Source organism: Actinoplanes sp. NPDC051405, assembly GCF_055586185.1.
The window spans coordinates 24,633-36,364 of record NZ_JBVJIR010000039.1 but is presented as its reverse complement, the minus strand read 5'-3'; the positions used below and the strand labels follow the sequence as shown (position 1 = coordinate 36,364).

Genomic DNA, 11,732 nt, shown 5'->3' with positions numbered 1-11,732 from the left:
GCCCCCCCCCCCCCCCCCCCCTCCCCCCCCCCCCCCCTCTCCCCTTTCCCCCCCCCCCCCCCCCCCCCCCCCCCCCCCCCCCCCCCCCCCCCCGACGCTCAGATCTGGTCGTTCTTGAGCAGGTCGCCCTCGTCGATCGACGCCGGGTCGGGCAGCGCGTTCTCCCGCAGGTGGCGGTTGTGCCGCGGCTCCTGCTTGGTCTTCGCGTCGTTGAGCTTGCGGCGCAGGTCGTCGCGCACGTCGTTGAGCGCGGCGTGCAGGTCCTCCTCCGAGGAGGTGGTGACGACCTTCTGCCGGCCCGCGATCCAGCACTCCAGGGTCACCTTCTGCCCCGGGGCCTCGCGGTCCTTGACCGACACCTCCAGCTCGGTGGTGTCGGCGTGGAATCCGGCGAGCCGGGCGTCGAGCGTGCCGAACTGCTCGGCGATCCAGTTCCGGTCACCCTGCGAGAAGCCGGCCCCCACGCGCAGGCACTCCTCGACGGTGGCAGGATTCGCGACAGCGCTCATCGCCGCACCTCCTGCCGCCGGGCGGACACGGACCAAGTGGTGCACAGTCGTACGGTCACCATCTTCGCTGACCCTTCGGCTCGGGGATGTTCCTGATCTCCCTGTACCCCGCCGGAAGGGCAGCGGAAACGGACGAGGCGCTCGAATCACCTGGGCGCGTCAGCGCTGCGGCGGCGTGCGGCGGATCGAGTGCACCTTGGCCGGGACGGGTTCCTCCCCCGTCGCCACGCGCATGCCGTTGAGGTAGCCGTCGGTCTCGCGCTGCTCGCCGTACTCCTCGGTCAGCTCCGCGATGCGCTCCTCGAGCACGTGCAGCTCCCGCTCGCGGTCGGCGGCGAGCTGCGCCCGCAGCTCGGCGAGGATCTCGTCGAACTGCCGCCCGTCGGTCACCGGGCCGTCGCGCAGCTGCTCGAGCCGGCGCAGGATCTGGTCGCGGGAGAACGCCACCACGACCGCGAGCCAGGCCAGCACGAACAACCCGGTGATCACCGGGAAGACCGCGAGCGACGTCAGCGGGGGCGGCGGGGGCATGCCGCCGGGCGGGGGCGGCGGCGGATGCCCGGGCGGCATCCCGACGATCACGGTGATGATGAGCGCGCCGGTGGCGGCCACCGCGGCGGTCAGGGAGCCGAGCAGCAGTTTGCTCAGCTGGAGATGCAGTCCGCCCACGGTGGACCCATGATCGGCGCGGGCCCGCTCAGTCATGGTCCGAGATTACGGACATCCGTGCCCGGGCGCGACACCCGGCAAGCTGATCGTGACGGTCACGCCGACCGGCGCCGGCGCAGGACCTTGCGGTACGGGTCGAGCATCCGGTCGAGCACCGCCTCCAGCGCCTTGCGGTCGGCCTCCGGGATGGGTGAGTCCGGAGCCAGGATCCGGCCCAGCTCGTGCACGATCGGATGGGTGACCGGCGGCGCCGGCTGCGGCCCGCCGACCCGGTCGGGATAGGCGGCCACCACGATCTCGTTGATGCTGCGGCCCAGCACGGGCGCGATCCGCTCGATGGACCTGATGGTGGGCCGCTGCTCACCGCTGAGCCAGCGCAGCACCACGGACGGATCAGTGCCGGCCGCCCGGGCGAAGTGCGTCGGCGTCGGGAACCGCGCAGCCTGGATCGCTTCCTTGAGGTAGCCACCGAAGCCGGCTTCCGGCGTGGAAGGCGTCACCGGCCAAGGATAGGCCCAGTCCGATCGGATCCGGCCCGCATCGGCTCGGGCAATTGGTTGAAGACACATGCACTGCTACCGTCATTGGTTAGATAACCAACGGCTCGGGCGTGGAGCGGAAGGTCGTGGCGGGATGACACAAACAATGATCCTGATGGGCGTGCTGGCGATCTGCGCCGTCTCGGGTGTCCTGCTGACCTACCGGCCGGGCTGGACCCGCGGGCCGGACGAGCCCACCGGCAGCTACACCGCGCCGCCACCGCCGGCCCCGGCCCTGCCACCGACCGCGGCGGCACCGGCACCACTCCCGGTTCCGGCCCCGGCCGTCGCGCCGGGCAAGCCCTCCCAGCCGGTGCTCTCCGCCCCGGCTACTCCGTCGGCGAGCACGCCGTCCCCGGTCCGGCGCACCCGCAACAATGGATTCGCCCGCTTCGCACCGGCCCCGGCCGCCCGCACCCGCGCCGGCCGCGCCTGACCTGCGGCGCCTCCTCCGCCCGCACGGAGGCACGCATCACACCTCGCTGCCCGCTGGAAGTGTCACGCCCCCTCAGGCCGGCTCGTCCTGATGACGAGACCGGTTGCGACGCCCGCGGGGTTCGGCAGATCACACCGCAGCGGGACCCCTTTCGGGCAGTAGCCGCCGGTCCACGGCGTTCTACTGGACGAAAGGGTGGAATTGAAGATGTCAGGAACTGCGCAGAGGCACCGGGTCGTCATCGTCGGAGCGGGGTTCGGCGGGCTTTTCGCCGCCAAGGCGCTGCGGCGCGCCGATGTGGACGTGACTCTGATCAACGGCACCACGTACCACTTGTTCCAACCGCTGCTCTACCAGGTCGCCACCGGGATCCTCTCCGAGGGTGAGGTGGCGCCGCCGATCCGCGAGATCCTGCGCAAGCAGAACAACGTCGACGTCCGGCTCGGCTGGGTCCGGGACGTGGACGTCGAGGCGAAGACCGTTGACGTGGCCGGCCCGGGTGTCTCCTACACCGTCGGCTACGACACGCTGATCTTCGCGGCCGGCTCCTCCCAGTCGTACTTCGGCAACGACGGTTTCGCCGAGGACGCGCCCGGCATGAAGAGTGTGGACGACGCCCTGGAACTGCGGGCCCGGATCTTCCACGCGTTCGAGATCGCCGACCTGCAGACCGATCCGGCCGACATCGAGCGCTGGATGACCTTCGTCATCGTGGGCGCCGGGCCGACCGGCACCGAGATGGCCGGTCAGATCGCCGAGCTGGCCCACCGCACCCTGCCGGGTCAGTACAAGCACATCGACCCGCACCGGGCCCGCGTCGTGCTGGTCGACGCGGTCGGCGCGGTGCTCAGCACCTTCGGCGACCGGCTGTCCACCCGCGCGCTGCGCGAGCTGCACCAGCTCGGCGTCGAGGTGGAGCTGAACACCAAGGTCGTCGGCGTCGACCCGACGGGCATCGAGGTCGAGACCGTACGCGGCCACGAGCGCATCCCCGCGATGACCAAGGTCTGGGCCGCCGGGGTGTCCGCCCCGCCGCTGGCCCGCCGGCTGGCCGAGGTCACCGGCGCCGAGACCGACCGCGCCGGACGCATCCGCGTGGAGCCGGACGGCACCGTGCCGGGTCACCCCGAGATCTTCGTCGTGGGCGACCTGATGGCGCTGCCGGGTGACGACGGGAAGCAGCTGCCCGGGGTGGCCCAGGTGGCGATCCAGAGCGGACGGCACGCGGCCGGGCAGATCAAGCGCCGCCTCGCGGGCCGGCCGAGCGGGCAGCCGTTCCACTATTTCGACAAGGGCAGCCTCGCGGTGATCTCCCGCTTCTCGGCGGTGGCGAGCATCGGCGGCCTGCGCCTGTCGGGCTTCCCGGCCTGGCTGATCTGGCTGGTGGTGCACCTGTTCTACCTGGTCGGGTTCAAGAACCGGGTGTCCGCGGTGCTGCACTGGGCGGTCAGCTTCCTGGGCCGCGGCCGCTCGGAACGGGTGACCACGCTGCAACAGGTCCACGCCCGCAGCGCGATGCGCCGGTACGGCGACCCCTTCGCACCGGCCCCGGACGACTACGCCGACTCCGGCACCCCGGTCACCGCGGGCGCGCCGCGGACGAGCAGGTAGCCGATCATCCAGAACTCGCCGACGGAGGCGGGCAGCGCGAGCACGTCAGCGACGCCGCCCGCCGCCGGGACGAGGTAGGCGACGAACGGGCTGAGCACGTAACCGAGGCCGCCGGCGATGAGGATCCAGCCCAGCGCCCGCGGCATCGACCCGGAACGCAGCACGCACCAGCCCATCGGGATGAGCCACAGCCCGAAGAACAACCCGCCCACGGTCCACAGGTGACCACTGGCGAGATACATGAGCTGCACACCCGCCGCGGCGTCGCCGGTAGGGTCCCGGGCGACGTCGGCCGCGGTCGCGAGCAGAGCCGCGCTGGTCAGGATCGCGACCGCGTTGACCAGGCCGAAGGCGGCGATGCTGCCGGCCGCGACCGCGGCGACCTTGCGGAAGAGCCGGTAGAACCAGACGGCGGTGAGCGCCTGGGTGAGCACGACCAGCAGTTCCAGGGCGATCCCGGCGCGCACGAGCCCGTCGTGCTCGATCAGGTGGGCCAGCGTGGCGGCGGCGTCGTCGGCGGCGAAGAGCCGTGGGCGGATGAGCAGGAAACCGAGCCCGCCGGCCACGGCGAGACCGAGATAGAACAGCCCGGTCGTCCGGGCCACGCTGCGATTCTTACGCTGTAAGGTAACCATACGATGTAAGGTACGGACCCATGTCAAGGAAGCCGTTGAGCCGCGAACGAGCGCTGGCGGCGGCGGTGACACTGGCCGACGCCGAGGGCCTCAAAGCCCTGACGATGCGCCGCCTCGCAGCGGACCTGGGCGTGGAGGCCATGTCGCTCTACTACCACCTGCCCGGCAAGGAAGGCCTGCTCGACGGCCTCGTCGAGACCGTCGTCGGCGAGATCGAGGCGGCGGTGGCGCACTCGGCGGAGACGGGCGACTGGCGTACGAGTCTGAGACAGCGGTTCCTGTCCGCCCGCGAGGTCATGCTCCGCCACCCGTGGGCGCCCGGCCTGCTCAGCTCCCGCCGGACCATCCCTTTCGGCGTGTACGCGTACTACGACGCGATCGTGGGCACCCTGATCGCCGGTGGATTCTCGCACCGGGTGGCCCATCGGGCGCTGCACGCGTTCGGCAGCCTGGCACTCGGCTTCGCCCAAGAGGTCTTCAGCCCGGCCACGGCCGGCGGCACCATGGACGTCGAAGCGACCGAGGCGGACCTGCCCGCGATGGCCGAGGCCCTCCCCCACCTGTCGGCGATGATGGCGGCCGAGGCGCATGACGTCGCCGACCCGACGCTGGGCTGGTGCGACAGCCAGGTGGAATTCGAGTTCACGATCGACCTGCTGCTCGACGGCATCGAGCGCACCGGCGGTTAGGGGCTGCGGCGTGCGGGTGGCGATGGTCAGTGCCGTGGCTCGGGCCGGCCGGGTGAACGAGGATTTCGCCGGTGCCGTACCGATGGCGGCGGTGGTGGTCGACGGCGCCGGGATTCCCGGGGCCGGATCTCGCCGAGGCCATCGTGCGGGTGACCGGCGATCCTGCACTGCACCGAGCTGGGCGGGCCGGTCAGGCCGCCGGGACCAGCTCGGTGAGCAGCTTCTCGATCCTCGTCCTGATCTCGTCGCGGATCGGGCGCACCGACTCGACGCCCTTGCCGGCCGGGTCCTCGAGCTTCCAGTCCTCGTAGCGCTTACCCGGGAAGATCGGGCAGGCGTCGCCGCAGCCCATGGTGATGATCACGTCAGAGCTTTCGGCGGTCTCCCGTTCGAGCTTCTTCGGCTTCTGGTCGGTGATGTCGATGCCGACCTCGGCCATCGCCTCGACGGCGGCCGGGTTGATCGTCTTGCCGGGCTCGGAGCCGGCCGAGCGGACCTCGACCTTGTCGCCGGCCAGGTGGCGCAGCCAGCCGGCGGCCATCTGGGAACGACCGGCGTTGTGCACGCAGACGAACAGGACGCTGGGCTTACTCATCGGACGGACTCCTCGGAGGTGTCGGAGACGACCACGTCGCCGGCGGCCGCGCCGACGCCGGGATACAGGGCGAGCAGCAGACCGGCCCCGACCACGGCACCGATGAGCTGGGCGACGACGAAACCCGGCACCGATGCAGGGGCGATCCCGGCGAAGGTGTCGGTGAAGGCCCGGCCGATCGTCACGGCCGGGTTGGCGAAGCTGGTGCTGCTGGTGAACCAGTACGCGGCGCCGATGTACGCGCCGACCGCCGCCGGAGCCACCGCCGCACGGCCGGACCGCGCCAGGGCGAAGATCAGCAGGATCAGCCCGGCCGTGGCCACGACCTCCCCCAGCCACAGGTGCCCAGCGGCACGCTCCTTGCTGGACAGGTCGACCGCCGCCAGGTCGAACATCAGGTTGGCCAGCACGGAACCGGCGATCGCTCCCGCGGTCTGGACCAAGGCATATCCGCCCAGCTGGGCGGCGGTCAGGCCGGTTCCGGTACGGCGGCCGAGGAACCAGTCCGCGGCCGAGACGACCGGGTTGAAGTGCGCGCCCGAGACCGGCCCGAACGTCAGGATCAGCGCGCCGAGCGCGAACGCGGTGGCGATCGAGTTCTCCAGCAGTTGCAGGCCGACGTCGTCCGGCGACAGCGTGGTCGCCATGACGCCCGAGCCGACGACGGCCGTCACGAGCAGCGCGGTGCCGACGAACTCGGCCACCAGCCGTCGCCAGGTCGCGGTGCCGGTCATGCCGCCAGCCGTTCGATGCGGCCGGCCAGGTCGGTGTAGGCGTCCTCGAAGGCCGCGTCGGTGTCGACGCGTACCGGATCGGGGACGGACCAGTGCAGCTGGGGCCGTACCGTCGCGGTCAGGTCCTCATGGGCGCGGTCGCAGACCGCGATGATCAGATCGTCGTCGGTCACGACGTCGCTGACGTGCGCGGTAGCGGCCGGATCGAGCCGCAGCCCGTGCCGGCGGGCGACCCGCACCGCGCGGGGATGCACCCGCTCGGCCGGATGGGTGCCGGCCGACGCGGCCGGCCGATGGGTGCGGTCCGCCCACAGGGCGGCGGCCAGCTGCGAACGCGCCGAGTTGTGGGTGCACACGAACACGACGCGGGCGGTGTCCGGCAGGCGGGGCGGCGTCAGCCGGGCGAGAGTGCCGGGTCGCAGGCGCAGGTACGTGCGCCGCCGATCAGCCTCGGACCGGGTGCGCTCCAGCAGCCCGGCCTCGGCCAGCACCTTGACGTGGTGGGCGACGAGGTTGCTGGGCATCCCCAGGTCCTGGGCGATCTCGCCGGGCGAGGCGTCACCGAGGCTCAGCGCGTCGACGATGGCCAGCCGGGCCGGGTCACCGAGCGCGGCATGGATCCGTGCCCGCTCCCTCAGGGAATTCCGCTCAGTGTCCATTGACTCAATCTTCACTGAGTTTGTCTGCCACCGCAAGAGCCGCGGATCCGAGCGGCCGCCGGAGCGGGGTTGCTGAGCTGCGGCCGGGTCGGGCAGGCTGACGGTTCTGTCATATTCGGGGGTGTTGCGGTGGCCGCGTCGTCGGCTCGTACCAGAAGCAGTCGTGGTTTTCTGCTCTTCCTGTGGTTCGTCGCGCCGCTGGTGGAGCTGGGTGGGGTGCTGCTGTTCTGCGCGGCGGCGCCTGACCTCGCGCAGGACACGGCGTTCGGCAGCCCGGCCACCGAGATCCTCACGGTGATCGTGCTCGCGGTGACCGTGGTCGGCACGATCCTGGTGTGGCGCGGGGTTTCGGGCGCTCTACGGTGGATCACCGCGACCGCGCTGTTCATCGCGGCGGCGCTGACCGTGGCCCTCGGCGTCAGCTTCGCGACCGCCGGCATCCTGGCGCTGTTCACCCTGCTGATGGCCCACTCCGCCCTGTTCATCGCACTGATCGGACGGGCCGCCCTGCGCTCCCCGGCCGGGAACGGACGGTGACGGCCATGGACGGCGACATGCTCGCCCGGCTCCAGCAGCTGCAGGCCAAGGTGACCCAGTTCGGCGAGCTCGCGACCCAGCTCGCCCAGGCCGTCCCCAAGCAGGCCGAGGGCTGCGACGCGTCCGGCTGGGTCCGGGTCGTGCTCGGCGGCGACGGCCTGCCCACGGCGATCAGCGTGCGCGACGGCTGGGACCGGCGCATCGAGGCCATCGGGCTGGGCGCGGCCGTCATGGACGCCAACGCCGACGCGATCCGGCAGGGCATGAAGGCCTTCTCCGACCAGCTCGACGACAACCGCTGGTGGACCAAGCGCGCCCACGCCGAGGAGGACGGCCCGGATCTGTCGGCCGGCCCGATCGCCCGTCCGCCGGCCGGCACGGAACGCGATCCCGGCGAGCTGACCGAGGACGTGCTGAAGGCCCTGCACACGGTGCAGCAGCCGGCGGAGACCGCGCCGGGCGCGGTCGAGGGCTCGGACCCGCAGCGGTACGTGACAGTGGCGCTCGGTCCCGGCGGCCTCGCCCGTTGCGACATCGACCCCGACTGGGCCGCCCGGCGCGACAGCAACGCCATCACGGCCGCACTCACCCAGGCGCTGCGCGCCGCCCGACACGCGATCCCGGCTCCCACCGCGCCGAGTGCCGACCTGGACGGGCTGCTCGGCGACGCGCTGGCGACCCTGCGCGCGATCACCGACCGACGCCCGGCTGGAGGGAACAACTCATGAGTGATCTGCCCACCCCGCAAGAGGTGACGGTCGCTACCGGTGTGCTGCGCCAGGAGGCGGGCATCTGGGACGACCAGAGCGCCAAGCTCAGCAAGATCAGCACCGACGTCGCCGCCCGGGAGTTCGGCCGGTTGGAGGCGGGGCTGTTCCAGATCATGGTCGGCCCGTACAACGAGATCATCGACGCGGTGGCGGCGCGGACCCGCGAGGGCGCCACCGCGATGACGGACATCGGGCGCACCCTGCGCTCGGTCGCCGACACCTACGACGCCGAGGACAAGGCGAGCGAGCACCGCATCCGCAACATCTACTGACCACGGGGACCCTGCGATGACTTTCAGCACTGCTCAGTTCGAGGCGACGCTGGCCGAGATCGAGTCCGGCATGGCGACCTTCTCGGCCAACCTCGGCAAGATCCCGCCGGCGGCGCAGCGGGCCACCGACCACTGGTACATCACCGACGCCGTGGCCGAGGGCATCACCTGGCTGGCGACCAAGACGGTGGAGATTGGCCAGGACATCCTGAACTGGTTCATCGACCTGCTCAAGGGCGCGGTGGCGCCGATCTACATGGCCATCGACGGCTTCAAGTGGCTGGAGATCCGCGGTGAGGCCAACCTCGTCGCGGCGAACCTGACGGACCAGAACCTGGCCATCGACAACTCCGAGTGGTCCGGTGACGCGCGGGAGGCGTACGGCACCGCGGTCGGCGCGCAGGCCGCGGCGGCCTCCCGGATCGGCTCGATCGCGACCAGCACCTCGGCCAACCTGCTGACGTGCGCGCTGGCCGGAGCAGCCTTCTACCTGACGCTGGCGGGCGTGCTGGCCAAGCTGATCGCGGCGACCATCACCATCATCGCCGCGTACGCCTCAGCGGCGTTCTCCTGGGCCGGCGCAGCCCTGATGCTGGAGGAAGCGGGCGTCAACACGGCCATCATCGGCACCGCCCTGGCGACGGTGACCGCCTTCGTGGGCGCACAGGTCACGGCGTTGGCATTGCTGCACGGCGACGCGGTCGACCCGTCCAGCTTCCCGAACAAGGTGTGGCCGACGTCCAACTCGGCCCAGTACAGCGACGGCACGGTCAAGGACGACGACGCGGACTGGTCACTGAAGCAGGACTGACCCCGATCAGAAGCCGAGCCCGTCGAGGATGCGGACGACGGTGTTGGCCTTGTCGCTGTCCCGTTCGGGGGCGGCCGGCTTGTCCTCGCCCGCGATCAGGAGGATGACCTCGTCCACCTTGGCGACGACATCGGCGCGACCGGCGATGACGGCGGCGGTCCTGAGGTCCCGGGCCAGCACGAGCAGGGCAGCCGGGTCGGTGGTCTCTCGCTGTCGGTCCACGCCCTGAGCGTAAGAGCCACCTGCCACTACCGCTGACCGGATCTGTCGTACGTCCTCCGTAGGATCACCGCACGCCTGATCGGCGGATGTCTTTGTCCCGGAGGATCTGTGTCCCTTCCCCACCGCGCTGCCGTGGTCGTCACGGCGGTCGCCCTGCTCGTCCTGCCCGCTTCCGCCGGCTGGGCCGCCGAAGCCGATCACCCGCCGGCCGTCCCGGCGTCGCTGACCGTCGGGGGCCTCGCCTGCGAGCCCGGCGGCATCTGGATCGGCACCACGACTCCCCAGGTCACCGCCGGCTTCGCCGACCCGGATCTGGGCGTGGTCCAGGGCGAGGCGGTGACCCCGCAGTTCGTGGTCTGGCCGGCCGGTGCCCCGGCGCAGCGAGCCGATTGGACGACGCCTGAGCTGGCCCACCCCGGCACGGTCTTCACCACAATCCCGTCCACGCTCGTCAACGGCGGCCGATACCACCTGAAGGCCCGCGCCACCGACGCCGCCGGCGCTGTGTCCGCCTGGTCGCCCACCTGCACCTTCACCGTCGACACCACCCGGCCGCAGCCGCCGACAGTGACCTCCGACGACTATCCGGAGGGGACGCCCGGCGGCGGCGTCGGAGTCACCGGGAAGTTCACCTTCACCGCGGCCGGAGACGACGACGTGGTGAAGTTCCGCTACTCGTCGGAGACGACGGGCCTGCTCGAGGTGCCGGCGGGCCGCCGGGGCCGGGCCACCGTGGAGATCACCCCCGACCGGTACGGCACGAGCGTCGTCACCGTCCAGGCGATCGACCGCGCCGGTAACCGCTCGGCCGAGACCACGTACGCGTTCACCGTCATCGACCGCGCTCCCAAAGTTCTCGACCAGAACCCGGACGCCGGGCTCGGTGAGCCGCGGACGATCCGCTTCTGGAGTGCTGTGCCCGGCACGGCATCGTTCACCTACCGGTTCAACGACGGCCCGGCCACGACCGTCGACGCGGACGCCGACGACTACGGCACCGCCACCGTCACGCCGGACCGGCCCGGGGACAACTTCCTCACCGTCACCAGCCGGACGGCCGGCGGCGGCGTCTCCCCCGAGGTCAGGGTCAACCTGTACGTCCGTGTGCTGGTCCCGAGGCCCGCGATCAGCTCGCCCGACTTCCCGGGTGACGGCACTCCGCCGCCGACGGCCGGACAGCAGGTCACGATCGTGCTGCGCACCGATTCACCGGCGGTCGCCGAGTTTGTGTACTCCGTCGACTTCGGCGAGACCGAGCAGGTCGTCGCCGCCGACGAGAACGGCAACGCGACCTTCCGGCACACCCTCGTCGGCGAATACCTGGAGGTCCAGGCTCGCGCGCGGACCGCGGACGGCTCGGAGTCGGACCCGGTCGTCACCGGGTGGGAGCTGACGCCCGCGCCATGACAGTGAGGTGGCGAGCCGGCTCAGGGCGTCCGCGCGCTGCCGGCCGCGAGCTCCCGCAGCCTGCTCGCCACAGTCATTGCCGCCTCCCGGTCGTCGACGGCGCGGCGGATCAGACCGGGCTCGTCCAGGATGGCCTCGGCCAGCGCTGCGAGCTCGCCTGACGGCAGGTTCCTCCCGTTCTCCCGGAGGGGGATCTGGAGGCTCTTGCCCGAGCGGGGGTCGGTGGCTGTCATCACCAGCTCGGCCTCAGCGGTGCACGGGATCAGCTCCACCCTGGCACCGCGCAGGTCGATCCGCCGGCGCAGCACGATGTGTCGTTCGATGAGATACGGGCCCTTGAGCCATACCCGGTGCCGGGCCAGCCGCAGATACGCGAAGATCATGGCGCCCACGGCGTACAGGACGATGACCATCAAGGCGACGAACACGACCAAAACCAGCCAGCTGCCGAGGTCGAAGTCGTCGCCCGTGAAGAAGTCCCGCAGCGCTCGGCCGGCGAAGAAGGTGATGAGCGCTTCGACCAGGATCAGGAAGACCACGACGGGATAGACGACGATCCCGCACCCCGGTGGTGAGCCCGCCGAGAGACGGGTGCGCCGGGTCATCACGGCGCTCACCCTAACCGCCGCGGCGGGGC

At 71.4% G+C, this 11,732-nt stretch carries 17 protein-coding genes; 8 read left to right on the top strand and 9 right to left on the bottom strand.

What is annotated here, in order from left to right; translation table 11 throughout:
- Positions 1-98: 98 nt before the first annotated feature.
- The 3 genes from ACZ6S4_RS44275 to ACZ6S4_RS44265 form a co-directional block, all read right to left on the bottom strand.
- Positions 99-509 (bottom strand): HPF/RaiA family ribosome-associated protein, encoded by a 411-nt coding sequence (locus ACZ6S4_RS44275; RefSeq protein ID WP_465480646.1) that lies wholly within the window; start codon positions 507-509, stop codon positions 99-101.
- 159 nt (positions 510-668) lie between these two features.
- The gene (locus tag ACZ6S4_RS44270) at positions 669-1,214 is read right to left on the bottom strand and encodes a hypothetical protein (RefSeq protein WP_465480645.1); all 546 of its coding nucleotides are present in this window, start codon (positions 1,212-1,214) and stop codon (positions 669-671) included.
- Positions 1,215-1,273: 59 nt separating this feature from the next.
- Complete coding sequence (locus ACZ6S4_RS44265; RefSeq protein ID WP_465480644.1) at positions 1,274-1,678, bottom strand: helix-turn-helix domain-containing protein; 405 nt, start codon at positions 1,676-1,678, stop codon at positions 1,274-1,276.
- A 133-nt stretch (positions 1,679-1,811) separates the two neighbouring features.
- Here ACZ6S4_RS44265 and ACZ6S4_RS44260 point away from each other — a divergent pair, with 133 nt between their 5' ends.
- Complete coding sequence (locus ACZ6S4_RS44260; RefSeq protein WP_465480643.1) at positions 1,812-2,153, top strand: hypothetical protein; 342 nt, start codon at positions 1,812-1,814, stop codon at positions 2,151-2,153.
- A gap of 207 nt (positions 2,154-2,360) precedes the next feature.
- Complete coding sequence (locus ACZ6S4_RS44255) at positions 2,361-3,764, top strand: NAD(P)/FAD-dependent oxidoreductase (RefSeq protein ID WP_465480642.1); 1,404 nt, start codon at positions 2,361-2,363, stop codon at positions 3,762-3,764.
- On the opposite strand, the gene ACZ6S4_RS44250 is transcribed toward ACZ6S4_RS44255, so the two are convergent.
- On the bottom strand, positions 3,710-4,369 hold the full coding sequence (locus ACZ6S4_RS44250) for a DUF4386 domain-containing protein (protein WP_465480641.1): 660 nt from the start codon (positions 4,367-4,369) through the stop codon (positions 3,710-3,712). The genes ACZ6S4_RS44255 and ACZ6S4_RS44250 overlap by 55 nt on opposite strands.
- 50 nt (positions 4,370-4,419) lie before the next feature.
- Between ACZ6S4_RS44250 and ACZ6S4_RS44245 the strand changes: the two genes are divergently transcribed.
- Positions 4,420-5,088, top strand: a complete 669-nt coding sequence (locus ACZ6S4_RS44245) for a TetR/AcrR family transcriptional regulator (protein ID WP_465480640.1) — start codon at positions 4,420-4,422, stop codon at positions 5,086-5,088.
- 190 nt (positions 5,089-5,278) lie between these two features.
- Here the strand turns inward: ACZ6S4_RS44245 and ACZ6S4_RS44240 are convergent, their stop codons facing one another.
- The 3 genes from ACZ6S4_RS44240 to ACZ6S4_RS44230 are packed head-to-tail and all read right to left on the bottom strand — an operon-like array spanning position 5,279 to position 7,076.
- Positions 5,279-5,683 (bottom strand): arsenate reductase ArsC, encoded by a 405-nt coding sequence (locus tag ACZ6S4_RS44240; RefSeq protein WP_465480639.1) that lies wholly within the window; start codon positions 5,681-5,683, stop codon positions 5,279-5,281.
- Positions 5,680-6,417 carry an aquaporin gene (locus ACZ6S4_RS44235; RefSeq protein ID WP_465480638.1) on the bottom strand — a complete coding sequence of 246 codons (738 nt, stop codon included), beginning with the start codon at positions 6,415-6,417 and terminating at the stop codon, positions 5,680-5,682. The genes ACZ6S4_RS44240 and ACZ6S4_RS44235 overlap by 4 nt, the downstream gene beginning before the upstream one ends.
- Positions 6,414-7,076, bottom strand: coding sequence for an arsenate reductase/protein-tyrosine-phosphatase family protein (locus tag ACZ6S4_RS44230; RefSeq protein WP_465480637.1), 663 nt, complete (start codon positions 7,074-7,076; stop codon positions 6,414-6,416). The genes ACZ6S4_RS44235 and ACZ6S4_RS44230 overlap by 4 nt, the downstream gene beginning before the upstream one ends.
- A 129-nt stretch (positions 7,077-7,205) precedes the next feature.
- Between ACZ6S4_RS44230 and ACZ6S4_RS44225 the strand changes: the two genes are divergently transcribed.
- From ACZ6S4_RS44225 to ACZ6S4_RS44210, 4 genes are read left to right on the top strand one after another with little or no spacing between them, the layout of a single operon-like run.
- Positions 7,206-7,613 carry a hypothetical protein gene (locus ACZ6S4_RS44225; RefSeq protein ID WP_465480636.1) on the top strand — a complete coding sequence of 136 codons (408 nt, stop codon included), beginning with the start codon at positions 7,206-7,208 and terminating at the stop codon, positions 7,611-7,613.
- A gap of 5 nt (positions 7,614-7,618) precedes the next feature.
- Positions 7,619-8,341 (top strand): hypothetical protein, encoded by a 723-nt coding sequence (locus ACZ6S4_RS44220; protein WP_465480635.1) that lies wholly within the window; start codon positions 7,619-7,621, stop codon positions 8,339-8,341.
- A complete protein-coding gene (locus ACZ6S4_RS44215) occupies positions 8,338-8,655 on the top strand; it encodes a hypothetical protein (protein ID WP_465480634.1) in 318 nt (105 codons plus the stop codon). Before ACZ6S4_RS44220 ends, ACZ6S4_RS44215 begins: the two co-directional genes overlap by 4 nt.
- Positions 8,656-8,671: 16 nt before the next feature.
- Entirely contained in the window at positions 8,672-9,466 is a 795-nt protein-coding gene (locus ACZ6S4_RS44210) for a hypothetical protein (RefSeq protein ID WP_433726120.1), read from the top strand.
- A 6-nt stretch (positions 9,467-9,472) separates the two neighbouring features.
- Here ACZ6S4_RS44210 and ACZ6S4_RS44205 read toward each other — a convergent pair whose 3' ends face one another.
- Entirely contained in the window at positions 9,473-9,688 is a 216-nt protein-coding gene (locus ACZ6S4_RS44205; RefSeq protein WP_465480633.1) for a hypothetical protein, read from the bottom strand.
- A 108-nt stretch (positions 9,689-9,796) separates the two neighbouring features.
- Between ACZ6S4_RS44205 and ACZ6S4_RS44200 the strand changes: the two genes are divergently transcribed.
- A complete protein-coding gene (locus ACZ6S4_RS44200) occupies positions 9,797-11,095 on the top strand; it encodes a hypothetical protein (RefSeq protein ID WP_465480632.1) in 1,299 nt (432 codons plus the stop codon).
- A 20-nt stretch (positions 11,096-11,115) separates the two neighbouring features.
- Here the strand turns inward: ACZ6S4_RS44200 and ACZ6S4_RS44195 are convergent, their stop codons facing one another.
- Entirely contained in the window at positions 11,116-11,700 is a 585-nt protein-coding gene (locus ACZ6S4_RS44195) for a hypothetical protein (RefSeq protein WP_465480631.1), read from the bottom strand.
- Between the last annotated feature and the right edge of the window lie 32 nt (positions 11,701-11,732).